The following is a 17,761-nucleotide window of genomic DNA, read 5'->3' on the forward strand; positions in this document are numbered from 1 at the left end:
GGGCGGCCTCTCTCACCCCGGGCGGAACGCTCACCCCGCCGAGCGCGGGCGCGGGGCCTCAGGCGGGCCGTTTCAGCACGGTCAGACTGCGGCCGATCATCGTGACCTGTTCGCCCTCGGCCACCTTCGGCCCGGTCCCCGGAGGCACCCCTTCCGCGCGTGCGGTGTCCACGACGACCTGCCACTGCTCCCCGTGGCCGACCGGGACGGCGAAGTCCAGCGTCTCGGCGCTCGCGTTGAACATCAGCAGGAACGAATCGTCGGAGATCCGCTCCCCGCGTGGCCCCGGCTCGGAGATGGCGTGGCCGTTGAGGAAGACGGTCAGCGCCTTGGCGTGCGCCGCCTGCCAGTCCTGCTGGGTCATCTCCTCGCCCTCGGGGGTGAACCAGGCGATGTCGGACAGCTCGTCGTGGGTGCCCTCCACCGGGCGTCCGTGGAAGAAGCGGCGGCGCCGGAAGACCGGGTGGTCGCGGCGGAGCCACACCATGGCCCGGGTGAACTCCAGCAGGTTCCGCCGGAACGCGTCGTCCGGCGCTTCCGGATCGGGCCAGTGGATCCAGGCCAGTTCGTTGTCCTGGCAGTAGGCGTTGTTGTTGCCCTGCTGGGTCCGGGCGAACTCGTCCCCGTGGCTCAGCATCGGGACGCCCTGCGAGAGCATCAGCGTGGCGATGAAGTTCCGCATCTGGCGGCCCCGCAGCTCCAGGACCTCCGGGTCGTCCGTCTCGCCCTCCACCCCGCAGTTCCAGGAGCGGTTGTGGCTCTCGCCGTCCCGGTTGCCCTCGCCGTTGGCGTCGTTCCGCTTGTCGTTGTACGACACCATGTCGTGCAGCGTGAAGCCGTCGTGGCAGGTGGTGAAGTTGATGGAGGCGAGGGGGCGCCGCCCGTCGTCCTGGTAGAGGTCGGAGGAGCCCGTCAGCCGCCCGGCGAACTCGGCCAGGGTGCGCGGCTCGCCCCGCCACAGGTCGCGGACCGTGTCGCGGTACTTGCCGTTCCACTCGGTCCACAGCGGCGGGAAGTTCCCCACCTGGTAGCCGCCCTCGCCCACGTCCCACGGCTCGGCGATCAGCTTCACCTGGCTGACCACCGGGTCCTGCTGGACCAGGTCGAAGAAGGAGGAGAGCCGGTCGACCTCGTGGAACTGGCGGGCGAGGGTCGCCGCCAGGTCGAAGCGGAAGCCGTCCACATGCATCTCGGTCACCCAGTACCGCAGCGAGTCCATGATCATCTGGAGGACGTGCGGGGACCGCATGAGCAGGGAGTTCCCGGTGCCCGTGGTGTCCATGTAGTACCGCTGATCGTCGGTCAGCCGGTAGTACGAGGCGTTGTCCAGGCCCCGGAAGGAGAGCGTGGGGCCCAGGTGGTTGCCCTCGGCGGTGTGGTTGTAGACCACGTCGAGGATGACCTCGATGCCCGCCTGGTGGAGGGCCTTGACCGCCTGCTTGAACTCCAGCACCTGTTCGCCGCGCTCGCCCCAGGAGGCGTAGGCGTTGTGCGGGGCGAAGAAGCCGATGGTGTTGTAGCCCCAGTAGTTGGCCAGCCCCATGTCGGCCAGGCGGTGGTCCTGGACGAACTGGTGGATGGGCATCAGCTCGATCGCCGTGACGCCCAGTTCGGTGAGGTGGGCGATGATCTCCGGGTGGGCGAGCCCCGCGTACGTGCCGCGCAGCTCGGGCGGCAGCCCCGGATGGAGCATCGTGAGGCCCTTGACGTGCGCCTCGTAGATCACCGTCCGGTGGTAGTCCGTACGGGGGCGGCGGTCGTCTCCCCAGTCGAAGTACGGGTTCACCACCACCGAGGTCATGGTGTGCGGCGCCGAGTCGAGGTCGTTGCGGGCGTCCGGCCGCCCGAACGGATAGCCGTACACCGCCTCGCCCCACTCGATCCGGCCGGCGATCGCACGCGCGTACGGATCGAGCAGCAGTTTCGCGGAGTTGCACCGCTGGCCGTGCTGCGGCTCGTAGGGCCCGTGGACCCGGAAGCCGTACCGCTGACCGGGCATCACCCCGGGCAGATAGGCGTGGCGCACGAAGGCGTCGGTCTCGCGCAGCTCCACCGCCGTCTCCGAACCGTCGTCGTGCAGCAGGCACAACTCGATCCGGTGGGCGGCCTCGGAGAAGACCGCGAAGTTGGTACCGGCGCCGTCATAGGTGGCGCCGAGGGGATAAGCGTGTCCCGGCCAGACCTGCATAGGCAGAACTCTTCCATTTCTGATCCGGGTGCGTCGGCCTTTCTCGGCCTGTTACCCCCTGACGGTTACCCACGAATACTCTCCGAAAGGGCGGCGCGTACCTAGTACGTCACGCGGTGCGGCCCAGTCCCGTCGCCCGTCTCCGGCCACACCGGTCAACTTCGGGCACCGGGGTGCCGCCCCGGACGCGATTGCGGACGCGCGCGGCCGGCGGGCGTCCGGAAAGCGGCCTTCGCCGGGTTCGCCAATCGCTATGAATCAGCTCACTCCACCCGATCTCACCGCAAAGAACAGGCCGCTGGAACTGGGGAGTTGGGAAACCGTCCCGGCCATCGGGCTGCACCGGATCCCGCTCCCGGAGTACCCTTCCTTGATCGTTGGGTGGGGGAGTGGAAGGCGGTAGACGGGTGAGCTCGGGAGGGTTCGAGCTACCCCCAGGTGACGCAGGTCACGAGGGGGAATCGACCGATGCGCCGCCCGGGGCGGTGTCCCTTGCGCAGCCCATGGAGATCGGCGCCGAGCTGGACTGGGGCGCCGAGGCCTGGAGCGAGGTACGCACCCGCGCGCAGCGGGCCGGGCGCGCCTATATCTGGCTGAATCTGGTCGAACAGCGGCTGCGTGCGGTGGTCGCCGCGGTGCTCCGGCCGATCTACGAGCCGGTGCACGGCGAGGACTGGGTGGTGGCCGCCGCCGGGCCCGCCGGGCAGGAGTGGGTGCAGCGTGCCGTCGCCGTACGCGAGGTCTCGCGGCGCAAGGGCTATCTGCTGGACCCGGCCGACGACAACGTCCTGAGCTTCCTGACCCTCCCGCAGCTGCGGGAGCTGATGGTCCAGCACTGGCCGTGCTTCGAGCCGTACTTCGACGACCGGCGGGACGTGGAGCTTGCCCTGGACGAGCTGGAGGTGGCCCGCAACGTCGTCTCCCGCAACCGCGCGCTGAACGAGGCGGTGCTCGCCCAGGCGGAGCGGGCCTCGGCCCGGCTGCTGGACATCCTGGGCAGCGGGGCGGGGGTGGCCTCCGCCGACCGGCTGCCGGTGGACGCGGTGGAGGAGCTGGTCGGGGACCGGTACGCGGACGTGGTCTCCGTCCACCCGGACCGGGTCCGGCTCCAGCGCCAGCTGCCGGCCGAGGACCTGTTCGGCGGGGCGCGCCGGCTCGACGCCATCGGCATAGGGCTCAACCTGCTCGTCCAGAACTTCTCCGGCCGCCGGCTGGTCCGGCTCGCGGAGTCGGGGTGCCGGGTCCGGCTGCTCTTCATCAACCCGGCCAGCAGCGCGGTGAAGCGGCGGGAGCGGGAACTGGGCCTCAAGAAGGGCGAGCTGAGCCGGTCGGTGGAGATGAACATCCTCCATATGCGCCGGGTCCGCTCCAAGCTCCGCGATCCGGGCGCCTTCGAGATCCAGGTCTTCGACGAGACCCCGCGCTTCACCGCGTACCTGGTGGACGGCGACGGGGCGGACGCGGTGGGCGTCGTCCAGCCGTATCTGCGGCGGGCCCGGGGCATGGAGGCGCCGGTGCTGGTGCTGCGGGGCGGGGGGCGGCGGACGGTGGTGCGGGCGGGCCAGGACAGCGAGAGCGGCCTCTTCGAGACCTACCGCGAGGAGTTCGAATCGGTCTGGACGGACTCGCGCCCGGTCTCGTAGGCCCCCGCCACCCGTCCCGTTCGTTGTCAGTGCCGCGTGCGAAGGTGGTCATCACTCGGGGGAGCACCACGGGGGAGCGCCACGAAGGAGGTATCGGGATGAGCTGGCATCAGGGACCACTGGTCGGCTTCGACCTGGAGACGACGGGGACCGACGTCGAGACCGACCGGATCGTCACCGCCGCACTGATCCGGCTGGAGCCGGACGGCGCGGTCACCGAGATGCGGACCTGGCTGCTGGACCCGGGGGTGGTGATACCCGAGCAGGCCGCCGCCATCCACGGCATCGCCACCGACCACGCCCGCAGGCACGGTGCCCGGGCCGCCTCGGCCGTCGAGGAGATCGCCCACGCGGTCGCCGGAGTGCTGCGCTCCGGGGTGCCGCTGGTGGTGATGAACGCGCGCTACGACCTGTCGCTGCTGGACCGCGAGTGCGCGAGGTACGGCCTGGCCTCCGTCGAGCAGCGCATCGGCGGTGTGCCCTCGCCCGTCATCGACCCCCTGGTCATCGACAAACACGTCGACAAGTACCGCAAGGGCAAGCGGGCCCTCCAGGCCCTCTGCGAGCACTACGGCGTGACCCTCTCCGACGCCCACGACGCGGCGGCCGACGCGGTGGCGGCGGTCCGCGTGGTCCGGCGCATGGGCGAGCGGCACCGCCCGGTCGGCACCCTGCCCCCCACCGAACTCCACGCCCTCCAGGTCCGCGCCGCCGCCGAACAGTCCGCCTCCCTCCAGGCCTACCTCCGCCGCACGGCCAACCCGGAAGCGGTGGTGGAGCAGGCGTGGCCGGTGATACCCCGGGGGCGGTGACCCGAGCGGGACGGGCACCTGCGGAAGCGTCGGCCGGCCGCGTTCAGAACGGATACCACCGCACCTCCGGGTCGCCGTCGCGCAGTGAGGCGACCCGGCGGCGGAACTCCGTTAGGGCCTTCGGGTTGGTCGGTGCGTGCTGGGCGACCCAGGCGCAGCTGGCGGTCTCGCGGGCGCCGCGGAGGACCGCGCAGCCCTCCCACTCCCGGACGTCCCAGCCGTACGCGGTGGTGAAGGCGTCGTAGGCCGCGGCGGGCAGGCCGTAGCGGTCGCGGGAGAGGGCTAGGACGACCAGGTCGTGTTCCCGTAGGTCCCAGGAGAAGGTCTCCAGGTCGACCAGGACCGGGCCTTCGGGGCCGATGTGGATGTTGCGGGGGAGCGCGTCGCCGTGGATCGGGCCCGGGGGCAGATGCGGGGTCAGGGCGGCGGCCGCGGCCGCGAAGCCGTCGCGGCGGGCGCGCAGGTAGTCGGCGTCGGCCGGGTCGACCGTGTCGCCCGCCAGGGTCAGCCAGCGCTCCACCCCGCCGAGCAGCTCGCGGCGCGGGAGCGTGAAGTCCGCCGGGGCCGACAGCGTGTGGATCCGGGAGAGCAGGGGCGCCAGGTCGCGCGGTTCGGCGGGGCGCACGGGGGCGGGCAGCCGGTGCCACACCGTCACCGGGTGACCCTCGACCAGCCGCACCCCGGGTCCGGCGGGCCGGACCGCCGGGACGCCCGACGCCGCGAGCCACTCCGCGACCGCCACCTCCCGCTCCGCGCGGGCCGCCAGCTCCGGGTGGCCGGTGGCGTCCCGGCCGACCTTCACCACCAGCCCGTCGGCCGCGAAGACCGCGTTCTCGCCCAGCGCCAGCAGTTCCGCCGCACCGGGGAAGCCGGCCGCCGACAGCACCTCGCGCGCACGCATCTCGTCCATGGGTGCGATTTTCGCATCCGCGCAGGCCACCTTGACGAACCGACGGCCCGTCAGCACGATGACGGAGGCCACCCGTGCGGCCAGAACGGGATGAACTCCTCCAAGGCGGTGAAAGGGGGGTATTCGTGGCATCGGAGGCCGTGAAGGGGCGGCGCCCCCGGCCCGGACACCCGGGCAGGGGACCGGCGGCGGCAGGACCGGCGGCCACGGCACCGGGAGCGGTCCGGGACCGCGCGGCCGCCTGGTTCCTCGTCCTGCCCGCCCTCCTCCCCATCCTGGTCCTCAGCGTCGGCCCGCTCCTCTACGGCATCGCCCTGGCCTTCACCGACGCCCAGTCCGGCCGCACCCGCTCCACCCAGTGGATCGGCACCCTCAACTTCCAGGACCTCTGGTACGACACCCTCTTCTGGGACTCGTTCCGGATCGGCCTCCTCTGGGCGATCGGCGTCACCGTCCCGCAGTTCCTCCTCGCCCTCGGCCTCGCCCTCCTGCTCAACCAGCGGTTGCGGCTGCGCTGGCTGGCTCGCGCGCTGGCGATCATCCCGTGGGCGATGCCCGAGGTCGTCGTCGGCATCATGTGGCGCCTCGTCTACCACCCCGACGCCGGCGTCCTCAACGAGACCCTCCGGGGCCTCGGCCTCGGCGACGGCCGCGACTGGCTCACCGGCCTGGCCACCGCGCTCCCCGCCGTGATCCTCGTCGGCATCTGGGCCGGGATGCCCCAGACCACCGTCGCCCTGCTCGCCGGACTCCAGAACACCCCGCACGAACTCCACGAGGCGGCGGCCCTGGACGGCGCGGGCGCCTGGCGCCGGTTCCGCACGGTCACCTGGCCCGCGATCCGGCCCATCGCGCTCGCCGTCAGCGCGCTCAACCTGATCTGGAACTTCAACGCGTTCGCCCTCGTCTACGTCCTGACGAGCGGCGGGCCCGGCGGCCGGACCCGGCTGCCGATGCTCTTCGCGTACGAGGAGGCCTTCCGCTACGGACAGTTCGGCTACGCCGCCGCGATGGGCTGTGTGATGGTCGCGGTGATCTCCGTGCTCCTCGCCTGCTTCCTCGTCGGCCGGATCAGAGGAGGAGGCGGGGAGCGATGAGCATCCTCCGGAGAGCCGTTCCCGGGCGGGGCGCCCACGGGAGAGGCGGGACGCGATGAGCCTGCCCACCGGCCGTGCCGCCCGCGCCGGGCAGTACCTGGCGCTGCTCGCGTATCTGGTCTTCCTCGCCTTCCCGTTCCTCTGGCTGCTCTCCACCGCCTTCAAGCCCGCCCGTGAACTCGGCTCGCTCCACCCCACCTGGATCCCCGACGACCCCACCCTGGACAACTTCCGCCAGGCCTTCGACGAGCAGCCGCTGCTCCAGGCGGCGGCCAACTCGCTGATCGCCGCCGTCTCCGCCGCCCTGATCGCCGTCACCATCGCCACCCCGATGGCCTATGTGATGGCCCGCCACCGGGGCCGGCTCGCCACCGCCGCCACCGGGTGGGTCGTGGTCAGCCAGGCGTTCCCGTTCGTGCTGGTGATCATCCCGCTCTTCCTGGTCCTGAAGAACCTGCACCTGATCAACTCCCTCTGGGGGCTGATCCTGGTCTACGTCGTCTGGTCGCTGCCCTTCGCGCTCTGGATGCTCGCCGGATACGTACGGGCCGTGCCCACGGAGCTGGAGGAGGCCGCCGCCGTCGACGGGGCGGGGCGCGTACGGACCCTCGTCTCGGTCGTCGCCCCGCTGCTCGCCCCCGGGATCGTGGCCACCGCCCTCTTCGCGTTCATCACCGCGTGGAACGAGTTCTTCTTCGCGCTCGTTCTCCTCAAGACCCCGGAGAAGCAGACGTTGCCCGTCGTCCTCACCCACTTCCTCGGCGCGGAGGGCGTGGCCGACCTCGGGCCGCTGGCCGCCGCCGCGTTCCTCGCCACGCTGCCCTCCCTCGTCCTCTTCGCCTTCATCCAGCGGCGGATCACCGGCGGGATGACGGCCGGGGCGGTGAGGGGCTGATGCGCGCCCTGGTCCGGCGGGCGGCGGCCACCGCCCTCGCGCTGCTGCTCACCGGCTGTTCGAGCACCGGCGACGGGCGGGACGCCGACGGCACGGTCCGGCTCCGGTTCCAGTCGCTCGCCTGGCAGAAGGAGTCCGTCGACGCCAACAAGCAGCTGGTGCGGGAGTGGAACGCCGCCCACCCCGATGTCCAGGTGGAGTACGTCCAGGGCAGCTGGGACAACGTCCACGACCAGCTCCTGACCTCCTTCGAGGGCGGTGAGGCGCCCGACATCATCCACGACGCCTCCGACGACCTCGCGGACTTCGCGTACGGCGGCTACCTCACCGACCTGCGCCCCCTCCTCCCCGGCCGGCTGAAGGCCGACATCCCCGAACAGTCCTGGCGCACCACCACGTTCGACGGCGGTGTCTACGGGGTCCCCTTCCTGCAGGAGCCGCGCGTCCTCATCGCCAACACGAAGCTGCTGAAGGCCTCGGGGGCCCGCATCCCGACGCCGGAGCGCCCCTGGAGCTGGGCGGAGTTCCGCGAGGTGTCCAAGGCGCTGACCGGGAAGGGCCGTTACGGGGTCGCCTGGCCGCTCAAGGAGCCCGTCTCCGTCACCCTCAACCTGGGCCTCTCCGGGGGCGGGAAGCTCTTCCACCGCGCGCCGGACGGCAAGGCCGAGCTGCGCTTCGAGGCGGGCGACCGGGTGGTGACCGGCACCATCCGCGACCAGGTCAACTCCGACCGCAGCGCGGCCCGTACGGCCCTGGGCATGGGCGGCTCGGACACCCTGCCCGGCTTCTTCGGCGGGCGGTACGCCATGGTCCCGCTCGGTTTCGCCTACCGCCAGCAGATCGTGGAGCAGGCCCCCGAAGGGTTCGCCTGGACGGTGCTGCCCGCACCGGCGGGCCCCGGCGGGCCGGACCAGGGGGTGAGCCCGCAGACCCTCTCCGTCGCGCAGGACAGTCCGTACAAAAAGGAGGCCGTCGCCTTCATCGACTTCCTGCTCCGGCCGCCGAACATGGTCCGCCTCGCCCGCGGCGACTGGATGCTGCCCACCGGCACCACCGCCCTCGCCCATCCCTCCCTGCACACCGCCGAGCACGGCTGGGCCACCGGGACGGCGCTCGCGAAGCACCTCCGCCCGGCGCCCGCGCAGACCGTACGGGGCTACCCCGAGTGGAAGGACAAGGTCGCCACCCCCGCCCTCCAGGAGTACTACAGCGGCGCGATCGGCACCGCCGAGCTGCGCGAACGCCTGGTCGACGACGGCAACCGGGTCCTGGCCCGCTACCAGCGCTGAAGCAGCCTCGCAACCGGCTCCGGAGGGGAGCCACGAAATAACTAGACGAGACGTATCGTCTCGCTTAGGGTGGAGTGCATGACCGGATCGCCGCGCGCCCACATCGCCATGTTCTCCATCGCCGCCCACGGGCATGTGAACCCGAGCCTCGACGTCATCCGGGAGCTCGTCGTCCGCGGGCACCGCGTCAGTTACGCGATCCCCGCCTCGTTCGCCGGGAAGGTCGCCGCCACCGGCGCCGAGCCGGTGATCTACACCTCGACCCTGCCGACCGAGGAGGACCCCGAGGCCTGGGGCACCGAGCTGATCGACAACCTCGAACCCTTCCTCGACGACGCCGTGCAGGCGCTGCCGCGGCTCGCCGCCGCCTTCGCCGGGGACGAGCCCGATCTCGTCCTGCACGACATCACCTCCTATCCCGCCCGCGTCCTCGCCCACCGCTGGGGCGTTCCCGCCGTCGCCCTCTGGCCCAACCTGGTGCCCTGGGAGGGGTACGAGAAGGAGGTCGGCGAGCCGATGACCGCCGAGCTGAAGGGGACCGGGCGCGGCCGCGCGTACTACGACCGCTTCGCGGCCTGGCTCGCCGGGAACGGCCTCGGCCATCTCTCCAGCGACGACTTCGTGGCCCGCCCGCGCCGCGGCCTGGTCCTGATCCCCGAGGCGCTCCAGCCCAACGCGGACCGGGTGGACCACGGTGTGTTCACCTTCGTCGGCGCCTGCCAGGGCGACCGGGCGGATCAGGGGGAGTGGCAGCGGCCGGCCGGGGCGGAGAAGGTGCTCCTGGTCTCGCTCGGCTCCTCGTTCACCAAGCAGCCCGCCTTCTACCGGGAGTGCGTGGCGGCCTTCGGCGGCCTGCCCGGCTGGCACGTGGTGCTCCAGATCGGCGCGCACGTCGACCCGGCCGAGCTGGGCGACGTACCGGCGAACGTGGAAGTGCACCCGTGGGTGCCGCAGTTGGCGGTGCTGAAGCGGGCCGACGCGTTCATCACCCACGCCGGGGCGGGCGGCAGCCAGGAGGGGCTCGCCACGGGGACGCCGATGGTGGCCGTGCCGCAGGCCGTCGACCAGTTCGGCAACGCCGACAGGCTCCAGGCGCTCGGGGTGGCCCGGCACGTCCCGATGGAGGAGGCCGACGCGGCGACGCTGCGCGAGGCGGTCCTCGCCCTGGTCGGGGATCCGGAGGTGGCGGCGCGGTCGGATCGGCTGCGCGAGCGGATGGCGAAGGAGGGCGGCACGCTCCGGGCCGCCGACCTCATCGAAGCCGAACTGCCTGGTCGAGGGCGGAGGCCGAACCGCCTCGCCGAGGTCGGAAGCCGGGCCGTCCCGCCGGGAGGAGGGGCCGGACCGCCTCGCTGAGCGGATCGGCCTGACTGGTATCCGGACGTTGTCCGCCCCGTCCCGGGCCACCACGGAACACGGTGGTCCGGGACGGGGCGTCCGTATGTGCGGGGCGCATGGGCGTTGCATCTGCACGCACCCCCCTGGGGACTCCACACCCCCGGCAGGGGACTTCACCCTCCTTGCGTACTTCTTCACGCACCTTCACGGGTCTTCACGCATGCCCAACTGCGCCCGGCAGCACCGGTTCCGGGGTGACGCGCCTTCGGCGCGCGGTCGGACGTGCGGCACGGGAGCGCCTGTGACCTGGCGTTTCCCCGGGTAAGCAGCCTTCTCGCGGGCCGCCGTTCCGGCGCTGCCACCGGGGCGTCGCCGCCCGCCGCCCGCTGTGGACCGCCATGGCCGATTCCTTGTTACGAAAGCTTGTTGAGTAAGTCGCAGATGCAAGGGGGTCTTGATCTGTGCTCGTCAATCGGTCAGGGTTTCGAGCCAACCCCCGGAGATCTTCCGGCCGGAGGTCAATCCCCCCACAGAGATTGACGAGGAGACCCCTCATCATGGCCAAGCACCAGCGCACCATCACCCGCCGGACCAAGCTGACCGCCGCGATCACCGCCGTGGCAGCCGCAGCCGGAGTCACTCTGTTCGGAACCTCGTTCGCCGGAGCCGCACCGGTTCCCATGGGCACGGTCTACGGCGCGGACGCCGAGACCGCCGTCTCCGGCAGCTACATCGTCATGCTGGGTGAGAAGGCGGACAAGTCCAAGCTCGCCAAGGAGTACGGCGGCAAGCTCCAGCGCAACTACTCCTCCAGCATCAACGGCTTCTCCGCCAGCGGCCTTTCGGAGACCGAGGCCAAGCGCCTCGCCGCCGACCCGGCCGTCGCCAAGGTGGTGCAGAACAAGAAGTTCAGCATCAACGCCACCCAGGAGAACCCCCCGTCGTGGGGTCTGGACCGCGTCGACCAGACCGAGACCGCGGGCGACAACGCGTACAACTACCCCGACACCGCGGGTGAGGGCGTCACCGCGTACGTCATCGACACCGGGGTCCGCGTCACCCACGAGGACTTCGAGGGCCGCGCCACCTCCGGCTTCGACGCCGTGGACAACGACGACGACGCCGACGACGGCAACGGGCACGGCACCCACGTGGCGGGCACCATCGCCGGGGCCTCGCACGGTGTCGCCAAGAAGGCCAAGATCGTGGCCGTCCGCGTCCTGGACGACAACGGCTCGGGCACCACCGAGCAGGTCATCGCCGGCATCGACTGGGTCGCCGCCAACGCGTCCGGCCCGTCCGTCGCCAACATGAGCCTCGGTGGCGGCGCCGACCCGGCCCTCGATGCGGCCGTCCAGAAGGCCATAGCCGCGGGCGTCACCTTCGGTGTGGCCGCGGGCAACGAGTCCAGCGACGCCGGGCAGGTCTCGCCCGCCCGGGTTCCCGAGGCGATCACCGTCGCCTCGTCCACGGAGGCCGACGAGCAGTCCTCCTTCTCCAACTACGGCTCCATCGTGGACATCTACGCCCCGGGCTCGGACATCACGTCGACCTGGAACGACAGCGACACCGGCACCAACACCATCTCCGGTACGTCCATGGCGACCCCGCACGTCGTCGGCGCCGCCGCCGTCTACCTGGCGGGCAACCCGGACGCCACCCCGGAGGCGGTCGCCACGGCGCTGACCGAGGGAGCCACCCCGGACGCCATCTCCAACGCGACCGAGGGCACGGCGAACAAGCTCCTCAAGATCGTCGAGTAGTCACCACGCATCACTCCTGCCGGACGGTGGCGCCCCACCGCCACCGTCCGGCCACACCCCCCACGCACAGCCGTCGCCGCGCCCTCCCCCACGGGGCGCGGCGGCTGCGCGCCCGGCGGAAGATCGTCCTAGTGTGGGGCGCCATGACGACGAAGTACGCGGCCCTGCTGCGCGGGATCAACGTGAGCGGCCACAAGAGGGTCCCGATGCCCGAACTGCGCACGGTCCTCGCCGGCCTGGGACACACCGACATCGCCACCCACCTCCAGAGCGGCAACGCCGTCTTCCGCAGCGGGACCGAGGACGAGGACGCCCTGGCCGCCGCCCTGGAGCAGGCGGTCCACGAGCGGTTCGGCTTCCCCGTCGGCTGCGTCGTCCGCAGCGGCGCCTACCTCGCCGCCGTCGCCGAGGCCTGTCCCTACCCCGCCGCCGAGCTGGAGGGCAGGCAGCTCCACGTCACCTACTTCGACCGCCCGGTCGACGCCGGCCGTTTCGCCGCGCTCGACGCCGAGACGTTTCTGCCCGAGGCCTTCGCGCTCGGTGACCGCTGTCTCTACCTGTACGCCCCCGACGGGCTCGGCCGCTCCAAGCTGGCCGAGGCGCTGGCGCGCCCCCGCCAGACACAGGGCCTCACCGCCACCACCCGTAACTGGAACACCGTGGCGAAACTCGTGGAGATGACCCGTGTCTGAGCCCTCGCCCGCCGTCGCCGCGGCCATCGAAGGCGAGCTCCGCCTGCTGGACCCGGTGGTGCGCGCCTCCGCGGATCTCCTCGTCGCCCTGCTGCACCCGGAGTTCCGGGAGATCGGCAGCAGCGGCCGGCTCTGGAACCGGGAGACGATCATCGCGGCGCTCACCGCCGACGACGCCCCGAGCCCCGGCCCGCTCACCGCCTCCCGGATGCGGGGCGAGGAGCTCTGCTCGGACCTGGTGCACCTCACCTTCGACACCGAGTCCAAGGGGCTCCGCTCCCACCGCAGCTCCTTGTGGCGGCTGACGGGCGCGGGGTGGCGCCTCTACTTCCACCAGGCGACCCCGTTCGCCGACGATCCGTTCGCGGAGTTCTGAGCCCGCGCGTGCCGGTGCGGCCGGGGCGGTCGTCCGCAGGGCCTGGCGCCGTCGCGCATACGGGCCCGGGAGCGGCCGTGCCCGCGGGCCGGGCGCGGTCGTGCCCGCGGGGGCGGGGGGCCGGCGCCGGGCGGGGCCGGGTTAGCCTTGCTGTCGTTTGGCTGGAGACGGATGGCTGAAAATCGCCCCTCCTCTCTGTCCGGTACATGGTCCGGTACACGCTGGGAGGAGCAGGTGGGTGGGGGCTGACACGTCCGGGCGCGGTGTCATCCGCCGCGCCGTCGCAGGACAGCGCCGGGACGTCGCCGTCGGTTCGCTGCTGGGCGCCGCCCATCAGACCGGCGAGGCGCTCGTCCCCGTCCTCATCGGGCTCATCGTCGACCGGGCCGTGGTCCGGCCGGACGGGGGAGCGCTGGCCCTGTGGCTGGTGGTCCTCGCCCTGGTCTACGCGATGCTCTCGTACGGCTTCCGGTTCGGCGCCCGGGCCGGGGAACGCGCCGCCGAGCAGGCCGCGCACCACCTGCGCCTCGACGTCGTACGCCGGGTCCTCGCGCCGCACGGCGGTGCCGAGGCCGGGCGGCCGCCCGGGGCCCTGGTCAACGTGGCCACCGAGGACGCACGGCGGGTCGGGGCCCTGAACATGGCCCTCACCCTCGGCATCGCCGCCGTCGTCGGCGTCGTCGCGGGCGCGGTCCTGCTGCTCCGGGCCTCCGTACCGCTCGGCCTCCTCGTCCTGGTCGGCGCCCCGGTCCTGATGGCGCTCGGCCACTGCCTCGCCCGCCCGCTGGAGCACCGCAGCGAGGCCGAGCAGGAGCGGGCCGCCCACGCCTCCGGGGTCGCCGCCGACCTGGTCGCCGGGGTCCGGGTGCTCAAGGGGCTCCGGGCCGAGCACGCCGCCGTCGCCCGGTACCGGGCCACCAGCCGGGCGTCCCGCGACGCCAACGTGCGCGCCGCCCGCGCCGCCGCCCTCCAGACGGGACTGATGCTCACCCTCACCGGGGCCTTCATCGCCCTGGTCGCCCTCGTCGGCGGCCGCCTGGTGCTCAGCGGCTCCATCGGCCTCGGTGCCCTCGTCTCCGCCGTCGGCCTCGCCCTCTTCCTGCCCGGCCCGATCGCCGTACTGGCCTGGGTCGGCGCCGAACTCGCCAAGGCGCGCGCGTCCGCCGCCCGGATCGCGGACGTGCTGGCCGCGCCGGGCGAGACGACGGGCGGCACGGCGGAACCGTCCGCTCCGGGCGGTGCCGCTGCGCGGGTGGCGTCCGGAGCGGGTGTGTCCGCGGCCGGGCCCGCGGGGCAGGCCGCTGCTGGGCTCGTCGGACCGGCGACCTCCGCCTCGGCCTCCGGACCGGCCGCCTCTGCGTCCGCTACCGGAACTGCCGGTCCGGCAGTCGCTGCCGGTGCCGCCACCTCCGCCCCCGCAGGCGCTCCCCCCTCCGGTGAACTCCGCCTGCACCGCCTCGGGCACGGCGGGCTCGACGGGATCGATCTCACCGTCCGGGCCGGCGAGCACCTCGGCATCGTCGTCACCGACACCGCCGACGCGGCCACCCTGCTCCGCTGCCTCGCCCGCCGCTGCGACCCCGACCGGGGGCGCGTCGAACTCGACGGCACCCCCTTCACCGAACTCGCGCCCGCCGCCCTGCGCGCCACGCTCCTGGTGGCCGAGCACGACGCCCGGCTCTTCGACGGCACCCTCCTCGACAACGTCACGGCCGCCGCCCCCGCCGGAGCCGACCCGCACCCCGCCATGGAGGCCGCCGCCGTCGACGAGGTCGCCGCCACCCTGCCCGGCGGCACCGCCGGGCGGATCGGCGAGCGCGGCAGCACCCTCTCCGGCGGCCAGCGCCAGCGCGTCGCCCTGGCCAGGGCGCTCGCCGCCGACCGGACCGTCCTCGTCGTGCACGACCCGACCACCGCCGTCGACGCCGCCACCGAGGCCCGGATCGCCACCGGGATCCGCCGCGCCCGTTCCGGCCGCACCACGGTCCTCGTCACCAGCAGCCCCGCCCTCCTCGCCGCCACCGACCGGGTCGTCCTCATCGACGGCGGCACCGTCACCGCCGAGGCCCCGCACGAGGACCTCGTACGCGACCATCCCGTCTACCGCTCGGCGGTGCTCACATGACCAGCACTCCACCGGGCACGGCCGACGACCGCGCCGACCTGCTGCCCGTCGCCACCGGTGCCCGCACCCGGGCCGCCCTGCGCGCCCTGATCCGTCCGGACCGGGGCCGGGCGTTCCTGGGCCTCGGCGTGCTCGTCGGTGCGACGGCCGTGGGGCTCCTGGTCCAGCCGCTGCTCGGCCGCATCGTCGACATCGTGGCCGACGGCCGCCCCGCCGACGCGCTGACCCTCCCCGTCGTCCTCCTGCTGGCGGTCGCCGTCGTCCAGGGCGCCACGACCACGTACGGGCTGACCCAGGTCGCCCGGCTCGGCGAGACCGTACTCGCCCGGCTGCGCGAACAGTTCGTCGAGCGGGCCCTGCACCTCCCCGCCGACCGGCTGGAGCGCGCCGGGTCCGGCGACCTCACCGCCCGGGTCACCGGCGACGTCGCCCGGGTCGCGGAGGCCGTCCGCTCGGCCCTGCCCGAGATGGCGCGCTCGGTCCTCGCGATCGTGCTGACGCTCGGGGCGATGGCCCTGCTGGACGTACGGTTCCTGCTCGCGGCGCTCCTCGCCGTACCCGTCCAGGCGCTCACCGCCCGGTGGTACGTCCGCCGGGCCACCACCGTCTACGCCGACCAGCGGGTCGCCAACGGGGCCCAGCAGCAACAGCTCCTGGAGACCATCGGGGGAGCGGTGACCGTACGCGGCCACCGCCTGGAGGAGCGGCACACCGAGAAGAGCGCCCGGGCCTCGCGCAGGGCCGTCGAGCTGACCATGCGCAGCGTCCACCTGGTGCTCGGCTTCTACGCCCGGCTGCACATCGCGGAGTACGTGGGGCTGGCGGCCGTCCTGGTCACCGGGTTCCTCCTGGTCCGCGACGGGTCCGTCTCCATCGGCACGGCGACCGCCGCCGCCCTCTACTTCCACAGCCTCTTCGGGCCCGTCAACGCGGCCCTGGTCCTGCTCGACGAGGCCCAGTCAGCGGCGGCCGGGCTGGCGCGGCTGGTCGGGGTGACCGATCTGGAGGAGAACGCGGTACGGCTGCCGGGGCAGCGGTCCGAGCCCGGCGCCGCCGTCACCGCCGACGCCGTGAGCCATGCCTACGGTCCCGGCCGCACGGTCCTGGACGAGGTGTCGCTCACCCTCCGTGCGGGCGAACACGTGGCCCTCGTCGGCACGAGCGGCGCCGGGAAGTCCACCCTGGCCCGCATCGTCGCGGGCGTCCAGCAACCCACCGGCGGCTCGGTCTCCGTGGCCGCGAAGGACACGGCGGGCCCCTCCGTCGTCCTCGTCACCCAGGAGGTCCACGTCTTCACGGGCACCCTCGCCGAGGACCTCCGCCTCGCCCGCCCCGACGCCACCGACGCCGACCTCCGCACCGCCCTCGCCACCGTGCACGCCCTGGAGTGGGCCGAGGCCCTGCCCGAGGGGCTCGGCACCGTCGTGGGAGAGGGCGGTCACCGTCCCGACCCGGCCCGCGCCCAGCAACTCGCCCTCGCCCGGCTCGTCCTGGCCGACCCCCCGGTCGCCGTCCTCGACGAGGCCACCGCCGAGGCGGGCAGCGCGGGCGCCCGCGCCCTGGAGCGCTCCGCCGGGGCCGCGCTCGCCGGCCGCACCGCCCTGATCGTCGCCCACCGCCTCACCCAGGCCGTCGCCGCCGACCGGATCGTGGTCCTGGAGGCCGGCCGGGTCGTCGAGAGCGGCACCCACGACGAACTGCGCACCGCCGAAGGCCCGTACGCGGCGCTCTGGCGCGCCTGGTCCGGCAGCCGCGCCACGGCGGACCGTCGCCCCTGACCCCCGGGCGACGGCCCGGACCGGATCCCCGCCGACGCCCTCTCGGCGACCGAGCGGCAGTACGCCGCCGCCGAGACCACGCCGGCCCGGCAGATGCGGTCGTCCCCGACCACCGGGAAGGTTCCGGCCGCGCCCGCGGGGTGCGGCGGAACGCGGGCGGAGTGGCCCATCACACCCGAATCACATTGGCCCGGGGGTCCGTGCCCGGCACTGTCTAGGATCGCGGTCATGAGCACCCACGACCGCACGGCCGTCGACTTCTACTTCGACCCCGCCTGCCCCTTCGCCTGGATCGCCTCCCGCTGGATGCTGGAGGTGGAGCAGCTGCGCGACATCGACCTCCGCTTCCGCCCCATGAGCCTCTACCTGCACAACGAGGGCAACGAACTGGCCCCCTGGTACCGCGAGTTGGTCGACAAGTCGATCGGCCCGGTCCGGGTCGCCGTCGCCGCGGCCGCCGCCCACGGAGACGGGGTCCTCCGGGACCTCTACACCGCCTTCGGCACCCGCATCCACCAGCAGAAGGAGGAGGACTTCGACGCGGTGATCGCCGCCTCCCTCGCCGAGGCGGGCCTCCCCGCCGAGCTGGCGAAGGCCGCGCACTCGACGGCGTACGACGAGGACGTGGCCCGCAGCCACGACGCGGGCAAGGAGCCGGAGAAGGACGCGTACGTGGGCACCCCGACGATCCACGTCGACGGCACCGTCTGGTTCGGCCCGGTCCTCAACGCGATCCCGCGCGGCGAGAACGCGGCCGAACTCTTCGACAGCTTCCGCGTCCTCGCCAACCACCAGGGCTTCTTCGAACTGAAGCGCAGCCGCACCGGAGGCCTCTCCTTCGACTGACGGCCGCGG

The 17,761-nt window shown here is 73.1% G+C and carries 13 protein-coding genes and 1 pseudogene; 12 read left to right on the forward strand and 2 right to left on the reverse strand.

Annotation, left to right across the window (positions count from 1 at the left end; translation table 11 throughout):
• Window positions 1–58: 58 nt before the first annotated feature.
• A complete protein-coding gene (glgX, locus tag ACQ9ZG_RS27505; RefSeq protein WP_028418136.1) occupies window positions 59–2,188 on the reverse strand; it encodes a glycogen debranching protein GlgX in 2,130 nt (709 codons plus the stop codon).
• 407 nt (window positions 2,189–2,595) lie between these two features.
• On the opposite strand from glgX, the gene ACQ9ZG_RS27510 reads away from it, so the two are divergent.
• On the forward strand, window positions 2,596–3,831 hold the full coding sequence (locus ACQ9ZG_RS27510; RefSeq protein ID WP_026238151.1) for a DUF5919 domain-containing protein: 1,236 nt from the start codon (window positions 2,596–2,598) through the stop codon (window positions 3,829–3,831).
• Window positions 3,832–3,929: 98 nt separating this feature from the next.
• A complete protein-coding gene (locus ACQ9ZG_RS27515; protein WP_099219880.1) occupies window positions 3,930–4,643 on the forward strand; it encodes a 3'-5' exonuclease in 714 nt (237 codons plus the stop codon).
• Window positions 4,644–4,686: 43 nt separating this feature from the next.
• Here the strand turns inward: ACQ9ZG_RS27515 and ACQ9ZG_RS27520 are convergent, their stop codons facing one another.
• Window positions 4,687–5,553, reverse strand: a complete 867-nt coding sequence (locus ACQ9ZG_RS27520; protein WP_499281330.1) for a phosphotransferase enzyme family protein — start codon at window positions 5,551–5,553, stop codon at window positions 4,687–4,689.
• A gap of 125 nt (window positions 5,554–5,678) precedes the next feature.
• Here ACQ9ZG_RS27520 and ACQ9ZG_RS27525 point away from each other — a divergent pair, with 125 nt between their 5' ends.
• The 10 genes and pseudogenes from ACQ9ZG_RS27525 (at window position 5,679) to ACQ9ZG_RS27570 (ending at window position 17,752) form a co-directional block, all read left to right on the forward strand.
• A complete protein-coding gene (locus ACQ9ZG_RS27525; RefSeq protein ID WP_109915320.1) occupies window positions 5,679–6,650 on the forward strand; it encodes a carbohydrate ABC transporter permease in 972 nt (323 codons plus the stop codon).
• A 55-nt stretch (window positions 6,651–6,705) separates the two neighbouring features.
• Window positions 6,706–7,545, forward strand: a complete 840-nt coding sequence (locus ACQ9ZG_RS27530) for a carbohydrate ABC transporter permease (RefSeq protein ID WP_028418140.1) — start codon at window positions 6,706–6,708, stop codon at window positions 7,543–7,545.
• Window positions 7,545–8,834 carry an ABC transporter substrate-binding protein gene (locus tag ACQ9ZG_RS27535; RefSeq protein ID WP_109915319.1) on the forward strand — a complete coding sequence of 430 codons (1,290 nt, stop codon included), beginning with the start codon at window positions 7,545–7,547 and terminating at the stop codon, window positions 8,832–8,834. Before ACQ9ZG_RS27530 ends, ACQ9ZG_RS27535 begins: the two co-directional genes overlap by 1 nt.
• 78 nt (window positions 8,835–8,912) lie before the next feature.
• A pseudogene (gene mgt, locus ACQ9ZG_RS27540) lies at window positions 8,913–10,103 on the forward strand (macrolide-inactivating glycosyltransferase); the annotation flags it as partial.
• Between the two features lie 626 nt (window positions 10,104–10,729).
• A complete protein-coding gene (locus ACQ9ZG_RS27545; protein ID WP_109915318.1) occupies window positions 10,730–11,935 on the forward strand; it encodes a S8 family peptidase in 1,206 nt (401 codons plus the stop codon).
• Window positions 11,936–12,078: 143 nt separating this feature from the next.
• Window positions 12,079–12,627: a DUF1697 domain-containing protein gene (locus ACQ9ZG_RS27550; RefSeq protein WP_109915321.1), complete on the forward strand. Its 549-nt coding sequence runs from the start codon at window positions 12,079–12,081 to the stop codon at window positions 12,625–12,627.
• Window positions 12,620–13,003 (forward strand): nuclear transport factor 2 family protein, encoded by a 384-nt coding sequence (locus ACQ9ZG_RS27555; protein WP_018491617.1) that lies wholly within the window; start codon window positions 12,620–12,622, stop codon window positions 13,001–13,003. The genes ACQ9ZG_RS27550 and ACQ9ZG_RS27555 overlap by 8 nt, the downstream gene beginning before the upstream one ends.
• Window positions 13,004–13,241: 238 nt before the next feature.
• A complete protein-coding gene (locus ACQ9ZG_RS27560; protein WP_499281331.1) occupies window positions 13,242–15,128 on the forward strand; it encodes an ABC transporter transmembrane domain-containing protein in 1,887 nt (628 codons plus the stop codon).
• On the forward strand, window positions 15,125–16,906 hold the full coding sequence (locus ACQ9ZG_RS27565) for an ABC transporter ATP-binding protein (RefSeq protein WP_499281332.1): 1,782 nt from the start codon (window positions 15,125–15,127) through the stop codon (window positions 16,904–16,906). The genes ACQ9ZG_RS27560 and ACQ9ZG_RS27565 overlap by 4 nt, the downstream gene beginning before the upstream one ends.
• Window positions 16,907–17,134: 228 nt before the next feature.
• Window positions 17,135–17,752, forward strand: a complete 618-nt coding sequence (locus tag ACQ9ZG_RS27570) for a mycothiol-dependent nitroreductase Rv2466c family protein (protein WP_028418147.1) — start codon at window positions 17,135–17,137, stop codon at window positions 17,750–17,752.
• Window positions 17,753–17,761: the final 9 nt, after the last annotated feature.

Origin of the sequence: Streptomyces araujoniae (assembly GCF_050871195.1) — a bacterium.
GTDB classification, from domain to species: domain Bacteria; phylum Actinomycetota; class Actinomycetes; order Streptomycetales; family Streptomycetaceae; genus Streptomyces; species Streptomyces bacillaris.

What these genes read in the sequence shown, in the direction of transcription:
- glgX (WP_028418136.1), bottom strand. Translation starts at nt 2,188, where the DNA reads ATGCAGGTCTGGCCGGGACACGCTTATCCCCTCGGCGCCACCTATGAC.
- ACQ9ZG_RS27515 (WP_099219880.1), top strand. Translation starts at nt 3,930, where the DNA reads ATGAGCTGGCATCAGGGACCACTGGTCGGCTTCGACCTGGAGACGACG.
- ACQ9ZG_RS27520 (WP_499281330.1), bottom strand. Translation starts at nt 5,553, where the DNA reads ATGGACGAGATGCGTGCGCGCGAGGTGCTGTCGGCGGCCGGCTTCCCC.
- ACQ9ZG_RS27530 (WP_028418140.1), top strand. Translation starts at nt 6,706, where the DNA reads ATGAGCCTGCCCACCGGCCGTGCCGCCCGCGCCGGGCAGTACCTGGCG.
- ACQ9ZG_RS27535 (WP_109915319.1), top strand. Translation starts at nt 7,545, where the DNA reads ATGCGCGCCCTGGTCCGGCGGGCGGCGGCCACCGCCCTCGCGCTGCTG.
- ACQ9ZG_RS27545 (WP_109915318.1), top strand. Translation starts at nt 10,730, where the DNA reads ATGGCCAAGCACCAGCGCACCATCACCCGCCGGACCAAGCTGACCGCC.
- ACQ9ZG_RS27550 (WP_109915321.1), top strand. Translation starts at nt 12,079, where the DNA reads ATGACGACGAAGTACGCGGCCCTGCTGCGCGGGATCAACGTGAGCGGC.
- ACQ9ZG_RS27565 (WP_499281332.1), top strand. Translation starts at nt 15,125, where the DNA reads ATGACCAGCACTCCACCGGGCACGGCCGACGACCGCGCCGACCTGCTG.
- ACQ9ZG_RS27570 (WP_028418147.1), top strand. Translation starts at nt 17,135, where the DNA reads ATGAGCACCCACGACCGCACGGCCGTCGACTTCTACTTCGACCCCGCC.